The sequence below is a fragment of the Enterobacter chengduensis genome (genome assembly GCF_001984825.2).
GTDB lineage: Bacteria > Pseudomonadota > Gammaproteobacteria > Enterobacterales > Enterobacteriaceae > Enterobacter > Enterobacter chengduensis.
Genome location: NZ_CP043318.1, coordinates 2505038 through 2526582, shown reverse-complemented (window position 1 = coordinate 2526582; position 21545 = coordinate 2505038). Strand labels below are relative to the sequence as shown.

Here is a 21545-nt window from a genome sequence, read left to right as displayed (position 1 = left end):
TTTGCCGTTTTAAGATCGTCACCTCTTCTTTTCAGCAACGAATCTCCGACATCCCTATGACAACGAACACAGTTTCCCGCAGGGTTGCGTGGCTACGCGTGGTCACGCTGGCCATTGCCGCGTTTATTTTTAACACCACAGAATTTGTTCCGGTTGGGCTGTTGTCTGACATCGCTGAAAGTTTCCAGATGGAAACGGCTCAGGTGGGCATTATGTTGACCATCTACGCCTGGGTCGTGGCGCTGATGTCCTTACCTTTTATGCTGCTGACCAGCCAGATGGAGCGGCGTAAGCTGCTGATCGGCCTGTTTACCCTGTTCATCGGCAGCCACGTTCTGTCATTTATGGCGTGGAATTTTACGGTGCTGGTCATAAGCCGCATCGGCATTGCCTTTGCCCATGCGGTGTTCTGGTCGATCACCGCGTCGCTGGCAATCCGCCTGGCACCGGCAGGCAAACGCGCGCAGGCGCTGAGCCTGATTGCCACCGGTACCGCGCTGGCGATGGTGCTGGGCCTGCCGATTGGCCGCATCGTGGGGCAATACTTCGGCTGGCGTACCACCTTCTTTGCTATTGGTATGGGCGCGCTGGTGACGCTGGTGTGTCTGATTAAGCTGCTGCCCGCGCTGCCGAGCGAACATTCCGGCTCGCTGAAAAGCCTGCCGCTGCTGATGCGTCGCCCCGCGCTGCTGGGTATCTATCTGCTTACCGTCATTGTGGTGACCGCGCATTACACGGCGTACAGCTACATTGAACCGTTTGTGCAGGTGGTGGCGGGCTTTAGCGCCAACTTTGCCACCGTCCTGCTGCTGATCCTCGGCGGCGCGGGCATTATTGGCAGCGTGCTGTTCGGCAAGCTGGGTAACCGTCATGCCTCAGCGCTGGTGAGCTGTGCTATCGGCCTGCTGCTGGCCTGCCTGCTGCTGCTGATGCCCGCCGCAGGCAGCGAAAGCCATCTGGCGCTCCTCAGCCTGTTCTGGGGCGTGGCGATCATGATTATTGGTCTGGGCATGCAGGTGAAGGTGCTGGCGCTGGCGCCGGACGCGACGGACGTTGCCATGTCGCTGTTCTCGGGGATTTTCAATCTGGGCATTGGCGCGGGGGCGCTGGTGGGAAATCAGGTTATTCTGCACGTCTCGATGTCGGCGATTGGCTATCTGGGGGCTATTCCGGCCCTGGTGGCGCTGATCTGGTCGGTGCTTATCTTCCGCAAATGGCCGGTGGCGCTGGAGGAACAGGGGCAGCACGGGTGAGGAGCGTTTGTGCCGGGTGGCGGCTACGCCTGACCCGGCCTACAAAACCATTAGGTCTGCAATATTATTTTTGCGTTTCTGATTAATACCCCGCTTCCTCATCACCACCTAAATAATGGAACCTGTCATCAGTCATTTTAGACTGGCAAGTGTAGATACTGGTTCTGGTCGCTAGCGGCGTTGTAATTGACGAGGCATCGGTAATCTTACCGCAAGCTTTGGCTTTTTCATTAATCCATATATTCTGTTCTTTTTTCATGGCTGCTTTAACTGAATCAGGAAGATACTTCCAAAGTTCATTCAGACGACGATCGCTCTCATAATAAGCCATGCTGGCGTTATTTAATTTGTTGGTTAACTCAGCCTTTTCAAGCTCACTTTTATTCAGAGCCAGAACCGTCACACCCGCCATTGATTCAGAAATATAGTCTCTGTTGGCGTATTCATATGATACAGAAATATCTTTACCGTTGTCGGCTAAGGACAAAGAATACACAAAGTTATCCCACTGCACACTGTTGTTGAGAACCTTACCGCCACCGTTGGTTAGTCCTGTCAATTTATCCGGATTGGAGGCAACGTAGTTCATAATGTCTGCTGGCACAGCCAGTGATACTTTAGCCGTACAATCGCGTGTCATCTCGTCATTTTTATAAGGTTTTGTGGTGACATTTTCTAAAACAAGACTGATTTGATTCACTTTAGAAATGTAATCATTAAGCGGTTTGCCATAAAATCGAGAAGGCGTGGCAAGATAAGCTTGCTGTATTTTACTCACAGCATCATTTCTGATTTTGGATTGCGTTGCAAAAACAGCATCTTCACGACCGCATTTAAAATCAGGGGTAGAATCAAACAGGCCAGCATTGGCATTTAACGTAAAAATCAAAGTACTTAACGCAATGAGAGAATGTGTAGCACGCATAACTATATCCTGAGAAGAAATGAGTGCAGTACGTTACTTTAATCAGTAACACACGACAAGCAAAGGAGTCCTTTTTGAACCTAAAAATAAGGAAAACAAAGAACTTTCGGAATCGATTTATATTCACGATAAATATATAAGTAGGCCGGGTAAGGCGAAGCCGCCACCCGGCAATGAATTTAATGGTAAGTCTTAATAATCTCCAGCACGCCGTTAATAATAAACTGCACGCCCATACAGACCAGTAAGAAGCCCATCAGGCGGGAAATCGCCTCGATACCGCCCTTGCCTACCCAGCGCATAATGGCGCCGGAGCTGCGCAGCGATGCCCACACGATAATCCCGATAATCGCAAAAATCAGCGGCGGCGCAACCGTCAGCACCCAGTCCGGGAAGGTTGAGCTATCGCGCACCGTCGACGCGGAACTGATGATCATCGCGATGGTCCCGGGTCCCGCCGTGCTCGGCATGGCCAGCGGCACAAAGGCAATATTGGCGGACGGTTCGCTTTCCAGCTCCTCGGATTTGCTTTTGGCCTCCGGCGACTCATGCGCTTTTTGCGCCGGGAACAGCATGCGGAAACCGATAAAGGCGACGATCAGCCCCCCGGCGATACGCAGACCCGGAATGGAGATCCCGAAGGTATTCATCACCACCTGTCCGGCATAGTAGGCCACCATCATGATGGCAAACACATAGACGGAAGCCATCATCGACTGATGATTGCGCTCGGCGCTGTTCATATTCCCGGCCAGCCCAAGGAAAAGCGCCACCGTGGTTAACGGGTTCGCCAACGGCAGCAAGACCACCAGCCCAAGACTCACTGCTTTAATTAAATCCAACATAGTGCATCGTCGTCCTTATCCATATTCATCCCCGCAAGTATAGGGGGAAAGTGTGACGTTAGGCCATCCGCGCAACGTAACGATTATTTTCCTTCGGGAAAGATAACTGGTGGTTATCTATATGATTTTAAAGCGTTCAAAAAAAGTTCATGAAACGTTTTAGCAATTCGTGGCATCGGCCTATTCATTCAGTTGACTTATACTTGCCTGAGCAATAATATCTGCCGTGACTAACTACTTGCCAGGGCAACCATTGTGAAAAGCACCAGTGATATCTTTAACGACGTTGTTCCGCTGGGTCGTCTTATTCATATGGTCAATCAGAAAAAAGATCGCCTGCTCAATGACTACCTGTCACCGCTGGATATCACCGCAACACAGTTCAAAGTGCTGTGCTCCATTCGCTGCGAAGTGTGTATCACGCCGGTTGAGCTGAAAAAGGTGCTCTCTGTCGATCTGGGCGCGTTAACCCGCATGCTCGATCGTCTCGTCTGCAAAGGATGGATAGAACGAAGCCCTAACCCGAATGACAAACGCGGCGTACTGGTGAAGCTGACCAGCGATGGCGCGGCCATGTGCGAGCAATGTCATCAATTAGTAGGACAAACACTGCATCAGGAACTAACAAAAAACTTAACGGCAGATGAGGTGGCAACCCTTGAGCTTCTGCTTAAGAAAATACTGCCGTAAACAGAAAAAGAGGTATGACGATGTCCAGACGCAATACTGACGCTATCACCATTCATAGCATTTTGGACTGGATCGAGGATAACCTGGAATCGCCGCTCTCCCTTGAAAAAGTGTCAGAGCGTTCAGGTTACTCCAAATGGCACCTGCAACGGATGTTCAAAAAAGAGACCGGCCATTCACTAGGTCAATATATTCGCAGCCGCAAGCTGACGGAAATTGCCCAGAAACTGAAAGAAAGCAATGAGCCAATCCTTTATCTGGCGGAGCGCTACGGATTTGAATCGCAGCAAACCCTGACCCGTACGTTCAAGAACTATTTTGACGTGCCGCCTCATAAGTACCGAATCACCAGCGTGCCGGGCGAATCCCGATACCTGTATCCGTTAAAACACTGTAGTTAATTATCGCCTGTCACAGACGTAACCGAGGAAATCATGAAAGTTATCGCCTCCGCCGCCCTCGCCTTGCTGGTGCTGTTCTCCAGCCAGACCTTCGCGGAGCAAACCCCTCGTGCAACGCAGCAAAATAATCCTGATACGATGATTTTGCCGTCCGCACATGACCAGTCGCCTTATGATTTCAACCATATGGGTGCTGGTAGCGACAAATCCGACGAATTAGGCGTGCCTTATTATAATCAGCACGGCCTCTGATTCGTTTTTGCCCCGCAGACGCGGGGCTTTTTTTATGCCTTTATCACACCCGCGCCGCGCGCCGCACGCGCAGGCCAAAGACGTTAATATAGAGCCCGGCCATAATCAGCACGGCGCCAAACAGCTGCAGCGCGCTCAGCGTTTCATCCAGTAACAGTGCCGCACTGGCAAGCCCCACCACGGGCACCAGCAGGGACAACGGCGCGACGCGCCAGGTTTCATACCGCCCCAGCAGCGATCCCCAGATCCCGTAGCCCACGATGGTGGCGACAAAGGCCAGATAGACCAGCGAAAGGATTGTGGTCAGGTCGATCTCAACGAGGCTGTTAAGCATGACGGCCGGACCGTCCAGAACAGACGACGCCAGCAGAAAAGGGATAACCGGGATCAGCGCGCTCCACACCACCAGGGACATCACCGCCGGGCGCGCCTCGTGCTGCATAATCAGCTTGTTGAAGATATTCCCGCACGCCCAGCTCAGCCCCGCCGCCAGCGTCAGCATAAAGCCGAGCAGCGCCACGTGCTGACCGTTCAGGCTGGCCTCAATGAGCACCAGCACGCCAAACACCGCCAGCGTAATTCCCGCCAGCTGCTTGCCCTGCAGGCGCTCGCCAAACACAAACGCGCCGAGAATAATGGTAAAGAACGCCTGTGCCTGTAAGACCAGCGAGGCCAGGCCAGCCGGCATACCGAACTTGATGGCGCAAAAGAGAAACGCGAACTGACCAAAGCTAATGGTCAGACCGTAGCCCAGCAGCAGTTTGAAGGGGATCTTCGGACGGGCGACAAAGAAGATGGCCGGGAACGCCACCAGCATAAAACGCAAACCGGCCAGCATCAGCGGCGGCATGTTGTGCAGCCCCAGCTTGATGACCACAAAATTGAGCCCCCATACTACGACCACCAGCAACGCCAGCAGCCCGTCTTTACGCGTCATACCCTGCCCCTGATTTATTAATAATTTGTTAACACTTCAAGGTAACAGAAAAAAGGACGCTGCGAGAAGATCATTAATTCTGGCAGGCAGCTGAAGAACTTACGGATAAACCAGGTGCTATACAAGCCCCTTATGTCATGGTAATCCTGTTAACACACCTCTAATAAAAGCATAAGCAACTGTCGGGCAGGAATATGAAACCATCTCTCAGGCGCTCAACCGCAGCGCTGCTGGCATCGTCATTGTTGTTGACCATCGGTCGGGGAGCGACGCTGCCGTTCATGACCATTTATCTCACGCGCGTCTATAGCATGAGCGTGGAGAATATTGGTTATGCCCTGACGATTGCGCTAACCATCGGCGTGGTGTTCAGCCTGGGATTTGGCATTCTTGCCGATAAGTTTGATAAAAAACGCTACATGCTGATCGCGATCGTGGCGTTTATCGCCGGTTTTGTCGCGATCCCGCTGGTGGATAACGTCACCCTGGTGGTGCTGTTCTTTGCGCTGATCAACTGCGCCTATTCCGTCTTTTCGACAGTGCTAAAAGCCTGGTTCTCCGACGTGCTCACCGCAAGCCAGAAAGCGCGCGTCTTCTCGCTGAACTACAGCTTTCTGAACATTGGCTGGACGATCGGGCCGCCGATTGGCACCCTGCTGGTGATGTACAGCCTGCAGCTGCCGTTCTGGCTGGCGGCCTTCTGCGCCGCCCTGCCGCTGGGATTTATTCATTTCTTCGTGCAGAAGAGCGTGGCGTTAGATACCACCGAGGAGAAGATGCCCTGGCAGCCGTCGGTCCTGCTGAAAGACCGCGCGCTGTTCTGGTATACGCTGTCTGGCCTGCTGGCCTCCTACGTCGGCGGCTCGTTCGCGAGCTGTATTTCGCAATACGTTCTCGCCGCGCACGCGGACAGCGATTTTGCCGAGAAGGTGGTTGCCGTGGTTTTACCCGTCAACGCCGCCGTGGTGGTGACGCTGCAATATGCGCTCGGGCGCAAGATCTCCGCCAGCAATATTCGCCCGCTGATGACCCTCGCTACCCTGTTTTTTATCGTGGGGCTGGGCGGTTTTATGCTCTCCGGTGAAAACCTGGTTTACTGGGGCATCGCCGCCGCCGTCTTTACGCTGGGTGAGATTATCTATGCGCCGGGCGAATACATGCTGATCGACAATATTGCGCCGCCGGGAATGAAGGCAAGTTATTTTTCCGCACAGGCGCTGGGCTGGCTCGGCGCGGCGGCAAACCCGATGATCACCGGTATTATCCTGACCCACCTGCCGCACTGGTCGCTGTTTGTCATTATGATGGTCGCCATTATCATTGCCTGGCTGATGATTTTGCGCGGGATGAGCGTGAAGGCATGGTGCGAGTCGCCCAAAGCGGCGTAGAAAATGTAGGCCGGGTAAGGCGCAGGCGCCACCCGGCAATAAAGCATCAGTGGTGCAGCATTTCCTCCACCACCTGCTCTTTATACATCTCGTTCGGGTAATAGGTCGGCCAGTTATCCATCTCTTTCAGCAGCGCCTCGTGAGAGGTGTTGCCCATGAAGATGTGGAAGTGTGAAGAGGCTTTCGGCCCGATGGTGTGGTCGCTGAACTGAACATACTTCGGTGCCCTGCTGTCCGCGTCCTTGCACTCAAAGAGATACCGCACGCCTTTCTTGCCTGACGCGTAGGTCAGAATTTTGTAACCGCTGTAGTCATAGCGGCAGCGGCTGACCGCTTTACCCTTATGGAATTCCATCACGCTATTTTCGATACCGATGGCATCCACGTCCGTTGCATATCCCTTACGATAGTAGGCTTTCACCTCGTCGAAGGTTTTGCTTTTATCCTTCTGCGCCTTCTGCTTAAAGACCGGATCCAGCGAGCCGTCCAGCAGGAACGGATAGACCGACTGCCAGGTTCCGTCCCAGTCTGACAGCGCTCTGTCCTTCACGTCTTTATCCTCAAACACGCCGTTTGCCGCTTTCTGTTCCGCTTCGGTCATCTGATGGCCGTGCGAGTGGGCAAACAGCTGGCCGCTGACCAGCAGCGCCCCCAGAGTCATGGCAAATTTTCCAATATGTGCAGCCAAAGTAACACCCTCATTCCGTTTTATAAGAATGAAGATGTTATAATATAACATTTCAAATCGCAACCAGCCCGCGAACGCCCTCCTGCGCCATGTTTTCGCCCCGCCCACGCTGGATGATGGTGCCGCGCGACATCAGGAGGTAGCTGTCCGCCAGCTCGGCGGCAAAGTCATAAAACTGTTCGACCAGCAGGATCGCCATATCGCCTCTGTTCGCCAGGGTGCGGATCACCTGGCCGATCTCTTTAATTACCGACGGCTGTATGCCTTCGGTCGGTTCGTCGAGGATCAGCAGCTGCGGGCGGCTCGCCAGCGCGCGCCCAATCGCCAGCTGCTGCTGCTGCCCGCCGGAGAGATCGCCTCCGCGGCGGTGCTGCATCTCTTTAAGCACCGGGAAAAGCTGCCAGATCTCTTCCGGCACCCGCTTCGCCTCGCGGGCGGGAAACCGCGACAGCCCCAGCAGGAGATTCTCTTCCACGGTCAGGCGCGGGAAAATTTCGCGCCCCTGCGGAACATACGCCACGCCAGACTGCACACGCTGGTGCGGCCTGCTGTGGGTGATTTTCTTCCCCTGCCAGATAATCTCCCCGGTTTTCGCCGGGATGAGCCCCATCAGGCACTTCAGCAGCGTGGTTTTCCCGACGCCGTTGCGTCCCAGCAGGCAGGTGACTTCACCGGTGACGGCTTCAAAGCTCACGCCGCGCAGGATATGGCTCCCGCCGTAATACTGATTCAGTTCGTTGACCTGTAGCATCCTCTCTCCTTAGCGTCCCAGATAGACCTCAATCACCTGCTCGTTGGCCTGCACCTCGCGAAGCGATCCTTCTGCCAGCACGCGCCCCTGGTGCAGCACCGTCACGCGATCGGCAATGGTTTCAACAAAGCCCATATCGTGCTCCACCACCATCAGGGAATGCTTGCCCGCCAGGGTTTTGAACAGCTCGGCGGTGTATTCCGTTTCTGCGTCGGTCATCCCGGCAGCCGGTTCGTCCAGCAGCAGCAGATGCGGGTCCTGCACCAGCAGCATGCCGATCTCGAGGAACTGTTTTTGCCCGTGCGACAGCAGCCCCGCGCGGCGGTCGCGCTCGCTGCTAAGCCGCAGCAATGCCAGCATCTCGTCAATGCGGTCCCGCTGCTCGCCGTTGAGCGTGGCCCGCAGGCTCGCCCAGACGCATTTATCGGCTTTCATGGCGATCTCCAGGTTTTCCCACACCGTCAGCGCCTCAAAGACCGTGGGCTTCTGGAATTTACGCCCGATCCCCTGTCGGGCAATGGCCGCAGGCTCCAGCGCGGTGAGGTCGATGGACTGATCGTAAATCGCCCGGCCGCTCTTTGGCCGCGTTTTGCCGGTAATTACGTCCATCAGCGTGGTTTTACCGGCCCCGTTGGGGCCAATCACGCAGCGTAGCTCCCCCACGCCGATGTTCAGCGTGAGATCGGTCAGGGCCTGAAAGCCATCAAAATTGACGTTAATGGCCTCAAGCTGAAGCACCGGGTCGGTCTGGTCTCGGTAGCGGTCGCCCGGCAGCTGGCGTGTGAATAACCCTTCGGCTGGCTGCATTATTTCTCTCCCTTACGAAACAGTCCGTAGACGCCGCGCGGCAAGAACAGCGTGACGGCGATAAAAATCAGCCCCAGGAACAGCTGCCAGTACTCCGGCATCGCGACGGTGAAAAAGCTCTTCGCCCCGTTCACCAGCGCCGCGCCAATCACCGGCCCGACCAGCGTGCCGCGTCCGCCCAGCGCCACCCAGATGGCGGCTTCTATCGAGTTCGTCGGCGACATTTCGCCGGGGTTAATGATGCCGACCTGCGGGACGTACAGCGCCCCCGCCAGGCCGCACAGCACGGCGGAGAGCGTCCATACCAGCAGCTTGAACCCGCGCGGATCGTAGCCGCAAAACGTCAGGCGGTTTTCCGCATCGCGAACGGCGGTCAGGATGCGGCCAAACTTGCTCCTCGCCAGCGCAAATCCGGTCCCCAGCGCCAGAATCAGCAACAGCACGGTCGCCAGAAACAGTGCGATACGCGTGGAGGTTTCCGTCACTGAAAACCCGAGCAGCGTGGTAAAGCCGGTGAAGCCGTTATTGCCGCCAAAGCCGGTTTCGTTGCGAAAGAACAGCAGCATGCCCGCGTAGGTCAGCGCCTGGGTCATAATCGAGAAATAGACGCCTTTGATCTTTGAGCGAAAGGCAAACCAGCCGAACACCAGCGCCAGCAGCCCCGGCACCAGCACAATCAGCGCCAGCGCCCAGGCAAAATGCTGGGTCCCCCACCAGAACCACGGCAGTTCGCTCCAGGAAAGAAACGACATAAACGCGGGCAGACCGTCACCCGCGGCCTGGCGCATCAGGTACATGCCCATCCCATAGCCGCCGAGGGCGAAGAAGATGCCGTGCCCGAGGGACAGCATTCCGGCATAGCCCCACACCAGATCCAGCGCCACCGCAACGATGGCATAGCAGAGGATCTTGCCCATCAGCGTCAGCATCCAGGTCGAAAGCGCCAGCGGATGCGTCGCAGGCAGCAGGGCGAAAAACGGCAATATCAGCAGACACGCCACCAGCAGGCTGCCTGCGATCTGCGTTGTGCGCGGCGCTTTACGCGCCAGCGTTAAGGTTAGCGGCTGGCTCATCAGTCAATCACCCTCCCTTTCAGCGCAAACAGCCCCTGCGGGCGTTTCTGAATAAACAGCACGATCGCCACCAGAATCACGATCTTGCCCAGCACCGCGCCCATCTGCGGCTCAAGAATTTTATTGAAAATGCCGAGGCCAAAGGCCGCCGCCACGCTGCCTGCCAGCTGGCCTACGCCACCGAGCACCACCACGAGGAAGGAGTCGATGATATAGCCCTGGCCCAGCTCCGGCCCGACGTTACCAAGCTGCGAGAGCGCCACGCCGCCTAACCCGGCTATCCCCGAGCCCAGCCCAAACGCCAGCATATCGACGCGACCTGTCGGTACCCCGCAGCAGGCAGCCATGCTGCGGTTTTGCGTCACCGCCCGCACGTTGAGCCCCAGACGGGTTTTATTCAGAATCAGCCAGGTAAAGAACAGCACCAGCAGCACGAAGCCCAGCACCACTATACGGTTCCACGGCAGCGTCAGGTTGGCGAAAACCTGTACCCCGCCGGAAAGCCATGCCGGGTTCGCCACCTCCAGGTTCTGGGCACCAAACGTCATGCGCACCAGCTGGATAAGCATCAGGCTGATGCCCCACGTTGCGAGCAGCGTTTCCAGAGGACGACCGTACAGATGGCGGATCACGGTACGCTCCAGCACCATCCCGATGCCCGCCGTCAGGCAGAACGCGACCGGCAAGGCAATCACCGGATAGAGCGCCAGCCACTGGGGCGCAAGCCCGGCCATCGCCTGCTGCACCATCCAGGTGGCATACGCCCCCAGCATCAGCATCTCGCCGTGCGCCATGTTGATAACGCCGAGCAGGCCGTAGGTAATGGCCAGCCCCAGCGCCGCCAGCAGCAGCACCGATCCGAGCGACAGCCCCATAAACGCCTGCCCCAGCAGATCGCCCCACATCAGTCGATGCTGGATCTGGCTGAGACTCTCCTGCGCGGCGGCGCGAACCCCGGCATCCGGCTCTGTCTGTGCCTGGGTAAACGGGGTGAGTCTGGATTCCTCGTCCGGATCGTCGGACTGCCCTAATAATTCGACGGCCTTGCGGCGCACCTCCGCCTGCGGGCTTGCCAGCTGGAGATGAGCTACCGCAAGCAGCAAAGCCTGACGTGACACGGCATCCGTTTCATCGCTTACCCGCTTTTCCAGAAACGCGAGCATCTCCGGCTGGGCATCCCGCTGAAGCTGACGAGCTGCCGCCCGCCTTTCCGTGACACTGTCACTCACCAGCTGATGCGTAGCGATAGCCGTGGCGGCCAGCACCCGCAGCCGGTTCGTCAGGCGGACGGCTTTGGTTGGCGCTGCGGCCGCCTGAGCGTCACCGAGCGAGACCATTTGACCGTTACGCTGCGCGAAGGCGTGCTTTTGGCTGTCGGTATACAGGTTTTCCTTTTGCAGCGCCTGCAGCAGCGGCAGCCTCGCGGCATCCGGCGCGGCGGCCCACTGCGTCAGCAACTCCGCCTGCTGGCTTCGGCTGGCGGCAACAAAACGATCGGCATCCGATGCCTGCGCCATCCCTGGCAGCAGTCCGGTAAGCCATATAAGAGCGACGATCGTGCGCATGACGTTCATGGCTTGTCTCCCTGAGGTAATGGCTTAGTTGCTGGCGGTTTTCATTGGCTGGTCGGGCTTTTTGTCGTTTCCGGCGATGAACGGGCTCCACGGCTGGGCGCGCACCGGCTGCTCCGTCTGCCAGACCACGTTAAACTGGCCGTTGCCTTCGATTTCGCCGATCATGACCGGCTTGTGCAGATGGTGGTTGGTGGCATCCATGGTGAGCGTAAAGCCCGAAGGCGCTTTAAAAGACTGACCGGCCATTGCGGCACGCACTTTATCCACGTCGGTCGAGCCCGCTTTTTCCACCGCCTGCGCCCACATATGGATCCCCACGTAAGTGGCCTCCATCGGATCGTTGGTCACGACAGTGTCGGCGTTCGGCAGCTTATGCGCTTTGGCATAGGCTTTGTAATCCGCTACAAACGCCTGGTTAGTGGGGTTATCCACAGATTCAAAGTAGTTCCACGCCGCCAGGTTGCCGACCAGCGGTTTGGTGTCGATCCCGCGCAGCTCTTCTTCTCCGACGGAGAACGCCACTACCGGCACGTCGGTCGCCTTCAGCCCCTGGTTAGCCAGCTCTTTGTAGAATGGAACGTTGGAGTCGCCGTTAATGGTAGACACCACGGCGGTTTTGCCGCCCGCTGAGAATTTCTTGATGCTGGCGACGATGGTCTGGTAGTCGCTATGGCCAAACGAGGTATACACCTCTTCGATATCCTTATCCTCCACCCCTTTCGAGTGCAGGAAGGCGCGCAGGATCTTGTTGGTGGTGCGCGGATAAACGTAGTCGGTGCCCAGCAGGAAGAAGCGCTTCGCCGCGCCGCCGTCTTCGCTCATCAGGTACTCCACCGCCGGGATGGCCTGCTGGTTCGGCGCCGCGCCGGTATAGAAGACGTTTGGTGACATTTCCTCACCTTCATACTGCACCGGGTAGAACAGCAGGCCGTTCAGCTCCTCAAACACCGGCAGTACGGATTTGCGCGACACCGACGTCCAGCAGCCAAACACCACCGCCACTTTATCCTGGCTCAGCAGCTGGCGCGCCTTCTCGGCAAACAGCGGCCAGTTTGAGGCGGGATCCACCACTACCGGCTCCAGCTTTTTCCCCAGCACGCCGCCTTTGGCGTTGATCTCGTCGATGGTCATCAGGGCAACGTCCTTGAGCGGCGTTTCCGAGATCGCCATGGTGCCGGACAGAGAATGCATGATCCCCACTTTGATGGTGTCGGCCGCCTGCACGCCAAAACTCATGCCCATCGCCACGACGGACGCGGATAACGCAAAGGCTTTTAATAAGGTACGACGCTGCATATTTTCACTCCTGAAAAGAACGCTGTGCGAAAACGTCCGTTACGGCATGGACGCGGAAAAAAAGTCTCAGCGAAGCAGGAGCAAAAAGAGTGCCAGAATGAAAATTGCGCTATAGCGGGCCGTGGAATGCGGGATGTAAAGAGAACGACTCAGAATGGTACAGCGCTGCACTTTTATAATGCAGCGCTGCGGAGGGGCTTTTACCAAACTTCGCTGGCGATCTGCGTCACCAGGCGGACTTTGTCCCACTGCTGGGCTTCGCTCAGGCTGTTGCCCTCTTCGGTCGAGGCAAAGCCGCACTGCGGGCTCAGGCAAATCTGCTCCTTCGCCACGTATTTCGCCGCCTCTTCCAGACGGGCCTTCACGCCTTCCGGGTTCTCCAGCTCGCCGTTTTTGGTGGTGATCAGGCCCAGCACCACCTGCTGCTTGCTAGGGCGAACAAAGCGCAGCGGCGCGAAATCACCGCTGCGGTCGTTATCGTATTCCAGGAAGAACGCGTCAACGTTGACCGTGCCGAACAACACCTCAGCCACCGGCTCGTAGCCGCCTTCGGAAATCCAGGTGGAACGGAAGTTACCGCGACAGACGTGAAGCCCGATGGTCAGATCCTCCGGCTTGCCTTCCAGCGCCTTGTTGAGAACGCGGGCATAGATACGCGCCAGCTCATCGGCATCGTCCCCGCGCTCGCGGATTTGACGACGCTGATCGTCCGAACACAGGTAGGCCCAGACGGTGTCGTCCAGCTGCAGGTAACGGCAGCCCGCGTCGTAGAAGGCCCGAATGGCGTCGCGCCAGGTGGTTGCCAGATCGTCAAAATAGACGTTCAGGTCGGGATACACCGTCGCGTCAATGTCTTTGCGACCGCCGCGGAAATGAAGCACGCTCGGGCTGGGAATGGTCATCTTCGGCTGCGCGCTGCCGCTGATGCTTTTCAGATAGCGGAAGTCTTCCAGCATCGGGTGGTTGCCAAAGCCCAGCTTGCCGGTGACGCGCACGCCGTGGGCCTTAGTTTGCACCCCGTTAAACTGGATCCCCTGCTGGGAATCGTAACGCTCGACGCCCTGCAGGCCGTCGAAGAAGTCAAAGTGCCACCACGCGCGGCGAAACTCACCGTCGGTGACCACGTTCAGGCCGCACGCGCACTGCTGCTCGACGACGTGGCGAATCGCCTCGTCCTCGACCGCACGAAGCTGTCCGGCATCAATCTCGCCGCTGGCGAACTTCAGGCGAGCCTGCCTGATGGCATCCGGGCGTAAAAAACTGCCGACTACGTCGGCGCGGTACGGGGCGTGGTGTCGTTGCATGCAAATCTCCTCAGTCTGCCGGCGATGATTGCCAGCAGTGATAATTCATTATTTGAAGATTTAGACTTCTGGATGTCTAAATGTCCAAAAACAATGTCATACCTCACCGGCTCCGGCAAACGAGAAAATTTCACGGGTGTTGAAAAAAATTCATCTTCACAGAGTGGCAACGGATTCCTGGCCGGCAAACGCGTAGCGTTCGTCTTCCCAGCCGGTGATGCCGCCGAGCATAATTTTGACCGGCAGCCCGAGACGCGCCAGCTTCAGCGCGGCCCTGTCCGCACCGTTACAGTGCGGCCCCGCGCAGTAAACGACAAAAAGCGTGCCTTCCGGCCACTGGGCCATCCGCTCGGCGGTAATCTGGCTCCACGGCATATGCAGAGCGCCCGGCACGTGACGACGGGCAAACTGCGCCGGGCTCCCCACCACGTGCAGCAAAACAAAGTCCTGCTCATTACTGGCAATGGCATGGTGCACATCGGCGCAGTCGGTCTCGACGCTCAGGCGACGCAGAAAATGGGTAACGGCTTCCTGCGGCTCGGCAGCCGGAAATTCAGTAACATAGCTCATGATCCTTCCTCATCTTTGGCGTTTGTGTTAACACTACTCTATCCACAAATTCAGCCCGTGAATGCGTTCGCTTATGCCAGAAAACAGCAAAAAGATGACAAACTTAAGACAAATTGCGCGCCCGCAGGTGGTTGTGCTGGCGTATGACGGTCTGTGTACCTTTGAGTTTGGCGTGGCGGTGGAGATCTTCGGCCTGCCGCGCCCGGAGCTGGGCGACGAATGGTATCGTTTTGCGGTGGCGAGCGTTGACGACGGTGAACTTCGGGCGACGGGCGGGATCCGCATCATTACCGATGGTGATTTAAGCCTGCTGGCGTCTGCGGACCTGATTGTGGTTCCCGGCTGGCGGGGGCTGGATTCACCGGTTCCGGATGCGCTCTGCGGCGCGCTACGCCAGGCCAGCGCCAGAGGATGCCGGCTGCTCTCTATCTGTTCTGGGGTGTTCGTGCTGGCCGCTACGGGCCTGCTGAATGGCCGCAAGGCCACAACGCACTGGCGATATATTGACGCGCTTAAGGCCCGCTACCCTGACATCGAGGTGGTTGAGGACGTGCTCTACCAGGACGAAGGGGATATTTTGACGTCCGCGGGCAGCGCGGCGGGGATCGATCTCTGCCTGCACGTCGTGCGTCGGGATTATGGCATGGAAACCGCCAACAGCGTGGCGCGGCGGCTGGTCATTCCACCTCACCGGGATGGCTCTCAGCCACAGCAGCTGAGCCGGCCGGTGGCCCAGCTGCGGGAGAGCCAGCGCCTGGGCCAGCTGTTTGATTTTCTGCACACGCATCTTATCGAGGCGCACAGCGTCGACTCCCTGGCGCGTCGGGTCGGCATGAGTCAGCGCACCTTCCTTCGTCGCTTTGAGGCGGCAACGGGTACGACGCCTGCTCGCTGGCTGATCAATGAGCGTCTGCTGAGAGCAAAAGATTATCTGGAAAGCAGCCGGTTAAGCATCGACAGCATCGCTGAACAGACCGGGTTTGGTCAGGCGGCCACGTTGCGTCATCATTTCCGCCAGCAGTTTGCCCTTTCTCCGGCTCAGTACCGCAAGCAATTTTCACGTCCAGGTACGGCCCGCTAAAGGCCGAGGGTTTCACGCAGGGTTAAGCCCGCAGTGAACCGTCCAAAAAAAAACCGCCCCAAAAGGCGGTAAATGCTTGCATGGATAGATTTGTATTTTGGTCTCTACGTCCCGACACTCCATGGTCGGGCTGCGGATCCCTTACAAACTAACACTGATTAGATTAACAAAAGCTAAACAGCCTTATTAACTCGCCTTCGTGTTGATTTGCAAATAACGCATCAGGCCCTGATCGGCGCTCTGCTTTGCATCGTCGTTAATCGCTTCGAGATAAAACGAACGCGAAACGCCATAAGGGGCTTTTTCAGAAGGATACACCGCAAACTGGAATATTTTTCCTCTTGCCTGATGCAGGCAATCTAATTCCCAGCGTTGGACGTCTACTTTTTTACTCTTGCAGGCTACACGCCCGTAATCACTGGTTAAATATGAACCAACGCGGGTTTCTGCGGACTGAATGTATTCTGGTTCATCATTCCCGATATAGCGAACCCCTGCCGTTGCACCAACGGCCACCACGAGGAACGCAAACGCGATTATTTTTTTCATTTATTAAGACCCATTCCTTAGCCAGAGAATCACTATTATATAGGATAATCCTTAAAAGAAACGTCTGTTTAATTACCAGAAGTGGTAGTTTACAGCGCGTTAGTGGCATTTAGGATGTTTCTTAAAAAGAATTCCATACCAACAGTATTTGACATTTTCTTTGCCATACTTTGACGTTTTGAATAATAACCCTAAGAAATAATCGCCATGATTACCCGGCAAAATCATTTAGCGGTGAAGCCATGATAAAAAAAGGGTTATCTCTCATCATGCTTATCTGTGCGCTGTTTTCAGGCCAGCTTATGGCCGGGCACAAAGGACATGAATATTTATGGGTAAAGAACGTCGCGCATCAGCTTCGTCATGAAGCCGACAGCGATGAGTTGCGGAGTGCTGCGGAAGAATCGGCGGAGGGTTTGCGCGAACATCACTTGTGGCAAAAATCGCGCAAACCGGACACGCACGTTCGGTAATTAGCTGCCCTTGCGTTTTGGCAGCGTTTTCATCAGGTCATCCGGACTAACGGACGCCACGATGCTGCCGGGCTGCGGCATTTTGAAGATGTGGTTCTTAATCTTACCAATCACATGCATTTCGCATGGACGGCAGTCAAACTTGAGCGTCAGCACTTCGTCACCGTTTACCAGCTGCATGGGCGTGGCCTTCCAGCTCTTAATGTTGCCTTTCGCCTGCTTGGGACACAGGTTAAACGCAAAGCGGAGGCAGTGCTTGGTGATCATCACCGGCACGTCGCCCTTCTCTTCGTGCGCTTCATAGGCGGCGTCAATCAGCTGCACGCCGTGGCGATGATAGAACTCGCGCGCCTTATGGTTGTAGACGTTGGCCAGGAAGGATAAATGGGTCTCCGGGTAGACTGGCGCAGGGACGGTTTCCGCTTTACGGCTGGCGCGCGGATACTGTGCCAGGCGCGCGGCATCCAGTAACTCTGTCGTTTCACGGCGGAATGCGTTAAGCAGGCTGTTTGGCACGAACAGCGCGTCCGGCAGATTCACATCGATAGCGCGCGCGTAGTAGATCGTCTGGCCCAGCTTCGCCACGCCATCCTTCAGGCTGTTAAGCGCTTTTTCCGCGTTGTTTGCCACGTCGAAGTGCCCCTCGAGCGTATGGGTCACGCTGATGCCGTCCTCACAGGTCATGGTCAGAATCAGCTGCTCTTCCCAGCCGCCAAGCTCGATATCCACCGCGATACGACGCTCGCTGGAGGTTTTCAGCAGCGCCTGCTGCCAGTTATGATCGAGGTTACGGTTAAGCGCCGCGTTTGGCCGCGCCTTGTAGAGATCGGCAGGCATTTCATTCGGCCATACGCGGTAGCGGTTTTCGCCGGTTTTCTCAACCGTATTGGCACGGAAGCCCACGACTTCACGCTTAATCATCACGTTGAGGCCATCACCGTTTGCCAGCGGTTCCGTCACCTGGACATCCAGGTGATCTTTCGCCACCTTCAGCACTTCACCCACCGGTAAACCGATAAACTTCGGCGAGTCGAACGCGCCGATGTCCCCTTTACGGGCATTCACGAAATAGTCCGTGCTGCCGCGGTGGAACGTTTTGTCCGTCGACGGAATAAAGAAATGCTCGGTACGGCCGGCCGACGCGCGCGCCAGGTCGCCGCGGTCTTCGATGATGGCGTCCAGCATCTGACGATAGTGCGCGGTGATGTTCTTCACGTAGCTCATATCTTTGTAGCGCCCTTCAATCTTGAAGGAACGCACGCCCGCGTCGATCAGGGCGCCCAGGTTGGCCGTCTGATCGTTATCCTTCATGGAAAGCAGGTGTTTTTCGAACGCGACGACGCGCCCCTGATCGTCTTTCAGGGTATACGGCAGGCGGCAGGCCTGAGAACAGTCGCCGCGGTTGGCGCTGCGGCCCGTCTGCGCGTGGGAAATGTTGCACTGCCCGGAATAGGCGACGCACAGCGCGCCGTGGATGAAGAACTCAATCGTCGCGTCCGCGGCCTGGTGAATATCACGAATTTGATTCAGGTTAAGCTCGCGCGCCAGAACGATCTGCGAAAAGCCGACGTCGGAGAGAAACTTCGCCTTCTCTACCGTACGGATATCACACTGGGTACTCGCATGCAGTTCAATGGGCGGAATATCCAGCGCCAGCACGCCCATATCCTGAACGATCAGGGCATCCACCCCGGCCTGATAGAGATCGGTAATCAGACGTTGCGCAGGCTCCAGCTCATCATCATGAAGAATGGTGTTCAGGGTCACGAACACTTTCGCCCCGAAGCGATGGGCAAACGGCACCAGTTCTGCAATATCGCTCAGGCTGTTGCTGGCGTTATGGCGGGCACCGAAGCCCGGGCCACCGATGTAGACGGCGTCAGCGCCGTGAAGGATCGCTTCACGGGCAATGGCGGCGTCGCGGGCCGGGCTTAAAAGTTCAAGATGATGGGATTGCAGGCGCATACTTCGTCGTTATCCGTTATGGTCAAAATGGCGGCTATTGTAGTCAGAAGTCTGCGTCAGCGAAACAGTTTTGCGCAGCGTCAGCGGGGATAATGAATCAGGGAGTGAAAATGCACCGTCCGGTCGCTGCTGTTGCGGTAGGCGTGCGGTTTATCGCCGGCAAAACGGACGCCCGAGTCGGCATAAACCGTCTGCCATTCGCCGTCGATTTTCATCTCCAGTTCTCCGCTAATGACCACCACATGTTCAATCACTCCGGCCTCATGCGGCGTGGATTCACTCAGCGCGCCGGGGGCCAGGGTAAGGGAGAAGTAATCAACCCCGAGCGTTTCGTCCCACGGAAAAAGCGGCTTGACGACCATCGCCTGCTGCTGCGGGTCAAACACCGCCTGCCGGTCAGCCTCCGGCGTGATGAACGCGGAAAACGGCACGTTCAGCCCGGTGGCAATTTTCCACAGCGTCGACACCGTCGGGCTGGACTCATTGCGCTCGATTTGCCCAAGCATGGCTTTTGACACGCCGGTCTCGTCCGCGAGCTTCGACAAACTCCAGCCGCGCGCCTGGCGCAGCGCTTTCAGCGTGGTTGCAAGATGTTGTGTGATGTCCATGTTTCCTCCTGATGGCGATCAGCATACCACTTGTACGCTATAGCGCACAGTGCTACCTTATAACGGACGTTATAACGCACAGCGGAGTTATCATGCGCCCTTCCTCTCATCTTGTTCCGGCCGTACTGGCAGGATTTGTCGCCGTGCTGGTCGGTTACGCCAGCTCGGCCGCCATCATCTGGCAGGCCGCCGCTGCGGCAGGCGCCAGCGCGCAGCAGATTGCGGGCTGGATGACCGCGCTGGGGATTGGCATGGGCGTCAGCACGCTGGCGCTTTCCTGGTGGTATAAAGCACCGGTCCTGACCGCCTGGTCGACGCCCGGCGCGGCGCTGCTCGCCACCAGCCTGCACGGCGTGACGCTGGCAGAGACCATCGGCGTGTTTATCTTTGCTAACGCGCTTATTTTACTCTGCGGCATCACCGGCCTTTTCGCCCGTCTGATGAAGCTGATCCCCCATTCGCTTGCTGCCGCCATGCTGGCCGGGATATTGCTGCAGTTTGGCCTCCACGCGTTTGCGCATCTTGAGGGGCACTTTCTGCTGTGCGGCAGCATGATAGCGGCGTGGCTCATCTCCAGGGCGCTGGCTCCGCGCTATGCCATCGTGGTCACGCTGCTGGTCGGGGGTATCGCGGCATGGGCGGGCGGTGACGTTGTCACGGATAAGGTTACCCTCTCTTTGGTCATGCCTGAATTTATTGCCCCCACGTTCACGTTCACCAGCCTGGTGAGCATTGGCGTGCCCTTCTTCCTGGTCACCATGGCTTCGCAAAACGCGCCGGGGTTCGCCACGATGAAGGCCTCCGGTTTTCCGCTGGCGGTCTCGCCGCTCATCATTGCTACCGGCGCGCTGGCGCTGCTGCTTTCGCCTTTTGGCGTCTTTTCTGTTTGTATCGCGGCCATTACTGCCGCCATTTGTCAAAGCCCGGATGCCCATCCGGATGCCGATAAACGCTGGCTGGCGGCCATCGCGGCAGGCGGGTTTTATCTGCTGGCGGGGATTTTCGGCGGCTCGATCACCGGGCTGATGGCCGCTCTGCCGCTCAGCTGGATCCAGACGCTGGCCGGTCTGGCGCTGCTGGGCACCGTCAGCGGAAGTTTATATCAGGCATTAAGCCACGAAGCGGAGCGCGACGCGGCCATCGTCACGTTCCTGATGACCGCGAGCGGCGTCACGCTCCTGGGCATCGGTTCGGCATTCTGGGGGCTGGTGCTGGGCGGCGTGTGCTATGCCCTGTTTTCACGCGCTCGCCGCGCGCAGCTGGGACGGCGTAAGGCCCATAACGCTGCGAAAACGGTTACTGAAGTGGCTGGCGGAGTTAAACCCGCAGGCCAGGGCGATATCCGTTAGCGGCGTTGAGGTATGCTGCACCATCTCTTTCGCCTTTTCCATGCGTCTTTGCATCACATACTGATGCGGTGCCAGCCCCGTCGACTGGCGGAACATGCGGGCAAAATGATATTCGCTGAGGGCCGCCTGCGCCGCCAGTTCAGCCAGCGTCAGGGGCTGACCCAGGTTCTCTTCGATAAAGGCCAGCACGTTGCGCAGCACGAACGGCGACAACCCGCCGGTGACGACCGGCAGCTTCCACTGCACGTTAGCGTAGTTTTGCAGCAGATGGGTCAGGAGCAGCGTTGAGGCCGTGCTCAGGGTGAGCTGGTTGGCGTGCTGCTGCCAGTCGCAGCCTAATAAAAACTGGCGATACAGCGCGGTGATCTTCGGATCGCTGCCAAAAATGCGCTCGTCGAGGGTCAGCGAAAGCGGCCGCTTGTCCCAGATCTTTTCCCCCACGTCGCGCAGGTGTTCATCGGTGCAGTAAAGATGCACAAACGACAGGTCGTCACGGATATCCCACGTCGATTCGCTCTCTTTGGGCATCAGGCAGAAACGGTCCGGTCCGCCGCCGTTCTTCCAGCCGCCCGGCGTTTTTTGGTAGCTCTCGTAGCCGTCAGCCACGTACAGGCTGAGGGTATGGTGGTTACTTTTCACGGTTATCGTATCGTGCTTGTTGTACCACGCTGCCAGCTGAATACCCGAATTCAGCGAGACGGTCTCCCGCAGGACCGCATTCTGTTGGCAAAGCGTTTCAAAGGTATCGTAAGCGTGTGACATAACC

The 21545-nt window shown here is 57.1% G+C and carries 23 protein-coding genes; 8 read left to right on the top strand and 15 right to left on the bottom strand.

The window, feature by feature from the left end:
* Window positions 1-56: 56 nt before the first annotated feature.
* Window positions 57-1253, top strand: coding sequence for a sugar transporter (locus FY206_RS12340; protein ID WP_032640189.1), 1197 nt, complete (start codon window positions 57-59; stop codon window positions 1251-1253).
* Between the two features lie 82 nt (window positions 1254-1335).
* Here the strand turns inward: FY206_RS12340 and FY206_RS12335 are convergent, their stop codons facing one another.
* Both FY206_RS12335 and FY206_RS12330 read right to left on the bottom strand, forming a co-directional pair.
* Window positions 1336-2178 carry a lysozyme inhibitor LprI family protein gene (locus FY206_RS12335; protein ID WP_032640191.1) on the bottom strand — a complete coding sequence of 281 codons (843 nt, stop codon included), beginning with the start codon at window positions 2176-2178 and terminating at the stop codon, window positions 1336-1338.
* A gap of 179 nt (window positions 2179-2357) precedes the next feature.
* A complete protein-coding gene (locus FY206_RS12330; RefSeq protein ID WP_032640193.1) occupies window positions 2358-3023 on the bottom strand; it encodes a MarC family NAAT transporter in 666 nt (221 codons plus the stop codon).
* Between the two features lie 255 nt (window positions 3024-3278).
* Here FY206_RS12330 and marR point away from each other — a divergent pair, with 255 nt between their 5' ends.
* Genes marR through marB form a run of 3 tightly spaced genes read left to right on the top strand, consistent with a single transcriptional unit; the run spans window position 3279 to window position 4366 of the window.
* On the top strand, window positions 3279-3713 hold the full coding sequence (gene marR / locus FY206_RS12325) for a multiple antibiotic resistance transcriptional regulator MarR (RefSeq protein ID WP_008502236.1): 435 nt from the start codon (window positions 3279-3281) through the stop codon (window positions 3711-3713).
* 20 nt (window positions 3714-3733) lie between these two features.
* On the top strand, window positions 3734-4114 hold the full coding sequence (marA, locus tag FY206_RS12320) for an MDR efflux pump AcrAB transcriptional activator MarA (protein WP_008502237.1): 381 nt from the start codon (window positions 3734-3736) through the stop codon (window positions 4112-4114).
* Between the two features lie 33 nt (window positions 4115-4147).
* Window positions 4148-4366, top strand: a complete 219-nt coding sequence (gene marB, locus FY206_RS12315; protein WP_023335698.1) for a multiple antibiotic resistance protein MarB — start codon at window positions 4148-4150, stop codon at window positions 4364-4366.
* A 43-nt stretch (window positions 4367-4409) separates the two neighbouring features.
* Here marB and eamA read toward each other — a convergent pair whose 3' ends face one another.
* The gene (gene eamA / locus FY206_RS12310) at window positions 4410-5303 is read right to left on the bottom strand and encodes an O-acetylserine/cysteine exporter (protein ID WP_032640195.1); all 894 of its coding nucleotides are present in this window, start codon (window positions 5301-5303) and stop codon (window positions 4410-4412) included.
* 194 nt (window positions 5304-5497) lie between these two features.
* Here eamA and ydeE point away from each other — a divergent pair, with 194 nt between their 5' ends.
* A complete protein-coding gene (gene ydeE / locus FY206_RS12305) occupies window positions 5498-6691 on the top strand; it encodes an efflux MFS transporter YdeE (protein ID WP_032640197.1) in 1194 nt (397 codons plus the stop codon).
* 46 nt (window positions 6692-6737) lie between these two features.
* Here ydeE and zinT read toward each other — a convergent pair whose 3' ends face one another.
* From zinT to FY206_RS12265, 8 genes are all read right to left on the bottom strand, one after another.
* Window positions 6738-7379 (bottom strand): metal-binding protein ZinT, encoded by a 642-nt coding sequence (zinT, locus tag FY206_RS12300; RefSeq protein ID WP_032642566.1) that lies wholly within the window; start codon window positions 7377-7379, stop codon window positions 6738-6740.
* A gap of 52 nt (window positions 7380-7431) precedes the next feature.
* A complete protein-coding gene (urtE, locus tag FY206_RS12295; protein ID WP_077064010.1) occupies window positions 7432-8130 on the bottom strand; it encodes an urea ABC transporter ATP-binding subunit UrtE in 699 nt (232 codons plus the stop codon).
* Window positions 8131-8139: 9 nt separating this feature from the next.
* Window positions 8140-8937, bottom strand: a complete 798-nt coding sequence (gene urtD, locus FY206_RS12290) for an urea ABC transporter ATP-binding protein UrtD (protein ID WP_032640200.1) — start codon at window positions 8935-8937, stop codon at window positions 8140-8142.
* Window positions 8937-10010, bottom strand: coding sequence for an urea ABC transporter permease subunit UrtC (gene urtC, locus FY206_RS12285; protein ID WP_032640202.1), 1074 nt, complete (start codon window positions 10008-10010; stop codon window positions 8937-8939). The genes urtD and urtC overlap by 1 nt, the downstream gene beginning before the upstream one ends.
* On the bottom strand, window positions 10010-11584 hold the full coding sequence (gene urtB, locus FY206_RS12280) for an urea ABC transporter permease subunit UrtB (RefSeq protein WP_045890148.1): 1575 nt from the start codon (window positions 11582-11584) through the stop codon (window positions 10010-10012). The genes urtC and urtB overlap by 1 nt, the downstream gene beginning before the upstream one ends.
* Window positions 11585-11608: 24 nt before the next feature.
* A complete protein-coding gene (urtA, locus tag FY206_RS12275; RefSeq protein WP_077064009.1) occupies window positions 11609-12880 on the bottom strand; it encodes an urea ABC transporter substrate-binding protein in 1272 nt (423 codons plus the stop codon).
* Window positions 12881-13080: 200 nt separating this feature from the next.
* The gene (locus FY206_RS12270) at window positions 13081-14184 is read right to left on the bottom strand and encodes a cobalamin-independent methionine synthase II family protein (protein WP_032640206.1); all 1104 of its coding nucleotides are present in this window, start codon (window positions 14182-14184) and stop codon (window positions 13081-13083) included.
* A gap of 156 nt (window positions 14185-14340) precedes the next feature.
* Window positions 14341-14754: a rhodanese-like domain-containing protein gene (locus tag FY206_RS12265; protein WP_032640207.1), complete on the bottom strand. Its 414-nt coding sequence runs from the start codon at window positions 14752-14754 to the stop codon at window positions 14341-14343.
* Between the two features lie 73 nt (window positions 14755-14827).
* Between FY206_RS12265 and ftrA the strand changes: the two genes are divergently transcribed.
* On the top strand, window positions 14828-15835 hold the full coding sequence (gene ftrA / locus FY206_RS12260; RefSeq protein WP_032640208.1) for a transcriptional regulator FtrA: 1008 nt from the start codon (window positions 14828-14830) through the stop codon (window positions 15833-15835).
* A gap of 186 nt (window positions 15836-16021) precedes the next feature.
* Here ftrA and FY206_RS12255 read toward each other — a convergent pair whose 3' ends face one another.
* The gene (locus FY206_RS12255) at window positions 16022-16384 is read right to left on the bottom strand and encodes a hypothetical protein (RefSeq protein WP_032640209.1); all 363 of its coding nucleotides are present in this window, start codon (window positions 16382-16384) and stop codon (window positions 16022-16024) included.
* 242 nt (window positions 16385-16626) lie between these two features.
* On the opposite strand from FY206_RS12255, the gene FY206_RS12250 reads away from it, so the two are divergent.
* Window positions 16627-16857, top strand: a complete 231-nt coding sequence (locus tag FY206_RS12250; protein WP_032640211.1) for a DUF2554 family protein — start codon at window positions 16627-16629, stop codon at window positions 16855-16857.
* Here the strand turns inward: FY206_RS12250 and FY206_RS12245 are convergent, their stop codons facing one another.
* Window positions 16858-18822: a peptidase U32 family protein gene (locus tag FY206_RS12245; RefSeq protein ID WP_032640212.1), complete on the bottom strand. Its 1965-nt coding sequence runs from the start codon at window positions 18820-18822 to the stop codon at window positions 16858-16860.
* 80 nt (window positions 18823-18902) lie between these two features.
* On the bottom strand, window positions 18903-19430 hold the full coding sequence (locus FY206_RS12240) for a helix-turn-helix domain-containing protein (RefSeq protein ID WP_032640214.1): 528 nt from the start codon (window positions 19428-19430) through the stop codon (window positions 18903-18905).
* Window positions 19431-19522: 92 nt separating this feature from the next.
* Here FY206_RS12240 and FY206_RS12235 point away from each other — a divergent pair, with 92 nt between their 5' ends.
* On the top strand, window positions 19523-20779 hold the full coding sequence (locus FY206_RS12235) for a benzoate/H(+) symporter BenE family transporter (protein ID WP_032640217.1): 1257 nt from the start codon (window positions 19523-19525) through the stop codon (window positions 20777-20779).
* On the opposite strand, the gene FY206_RS12230 is transcribed toward FY206_RS12235, so the two are convergent.
* Entirely contained in the window at window positions 20669-21541 is an 873-nt protein-coding gene (locus tag FY206_RS12230) for a helix-turn-helix transcriptional regulator (protein ID WP_032640219.1), read from the bottom strand. The two genes, FY206_RS12235 and FY206_RS12230, sit on opposite strands and share 111 nt — an antisense overlap.
* Between the last annotated feature and the right edge of the window lie 4 nt (window positions 21542-21545).

Bases quoted from the DNA above. Each gene is read 5' to 3' on its own strand.
- FY206_RS12245 (WP_032640212.1), bottom strand. From the start codon at position 18,822: ATGCGCCTGCAATCCCATCATCTTGAACTTTTAAGCCCGGCCCGCGAC.
- FY206_RS12240 (WP_032640214.1), bottom strand. From the start codon at position 19,430: ATGGACATCACACAACATCTTGCAACCACGCTGAAAGCGCTGCGCCAG.
- FY206_RS12335 (WP_032640191.1), bottom strand. From the start codon at position 2,178: ATGCGTGCTACACATTCTCTCATTGCGTTAAGTACTTTGATTTTTACG.
- FY206_RS12340 (WP_032640189.1), top strand. From the start codon at position 57: ATGACAACGAACACAGTTTCCCGCAGGGTTGCGTGGCTACGCGTGGTC.
- marB (WP_023335698.1), top strand. From the start codon at position 4,148: ATGAAAGTTATCGCCTCCGCCGCCCTCGCCTTGCTGGTGCTGTTCTCC.
- FY206_RS12255 (WP_032640209.1), bottom strand. From the start codon at position 16,384: ATGAAAAAAATAATCGCGTTTGCGTTCCTCGTGGTGGCCGTTGGTGCA.
- urtA (WP_077064009.1), bottom strand. From the start codon at position 12,880: ATGCAGCGTCGTACCTTATTAAAAGCCTTTGCGTTATCCGCGTCCGTC.
- urtD (WP_032640200.1), bottom strand. From the start codon at position 8,937: ATGCAGCCAGCCGAAGGGTTATTCACACGCCAGCTGCCGGGCGACCGC.
- urtC (WP_032640202.1), bottom strand. From the start codon at position 10,010: ATGAGCCAGCCGCTAACCTTAACGCTGGCGCGTAAAGCGCCGCGCACA.
- FY206_RS12270 (WP_032640206.1), bottom strand. From the start codon at position 14,184: ATGCAACGACACCACGCCCCGTACCGCGCCGACGTAGTCGGCAGTTTT.
- urtB (WP_045890148.1), bottom strand. From the start codon at position 11,584: ATGAACGTCATGCGCACGATCGTCGCTCTTATATGGCTTACCGGACTG.
- ftrA (WP_032640208.1), top strand. From the start codon at position 14,828: ATGCCAGAAAACAGCAAAAAGATGACAAACTTAAGACAAATTGCGCGC.
- FY206_RS12265 (WP_032640207.1), bottom strand. From the start codon at position 14,754: ATGAGCTATGTTACTGAATTTCCGGCTGCCGAGCCGCAGGAAGCCGTT.
- eamA (WP_032640195.1), bottom strand. From the start codon at position 5,303: ATGACGCGTAAAGACGGGCTGCTGGCGTTGCTGGTGGTCGTAGTATGG.
- urtE (WP_077064010.1), bottom strand. From the start codon at position 8,130: ATGCTACAGGTCAACGAACTGAATCAGTATTACGGCGGGAGCCATATC.
- ydeE (WP_032640197.1), top strand. From the start codon at position 5,498: ATGAAACCATCTCTCAGGCGCTCAACCGCAGCGCTGCTGGCATCGTCA.
- FY206_RS12235 (WP_032640217.1), top strand. From the start codon at position 19,523: ATGCGCCCTTCCTCTCATCTTGTTCCGGCCGTACTGGCAGGATTTGTC.
- marA (WP_008502237.1), top strand. From the start codon at position 3,734: ATGTCCAGACGCAATACTGACGCTATCACCATTCATAGCATTTTGGAC.
- FY206_RS12230 (WP_032640219.1), bottom strand. From the start codon at position 21,541: ATGTCACACGCTTACGATACCTTTGAAACGCTTTGCCAACAGAATGCG.
- FY206_RS12330 (WP_032640193.1), bottom strand. From the start codon at position 3,023: ATGTTGGATTTAATTAAAGCAGTGAGTCTTGGGCTGGTGGTCTTGCTG.
- FY206_RS12250 (WP_032640211.1), top strand. From the start codon at position 16,627: ATGATAAAAAAAGGGTTATCTCTCATCATGCTTATCTGTGCGCTGTTT.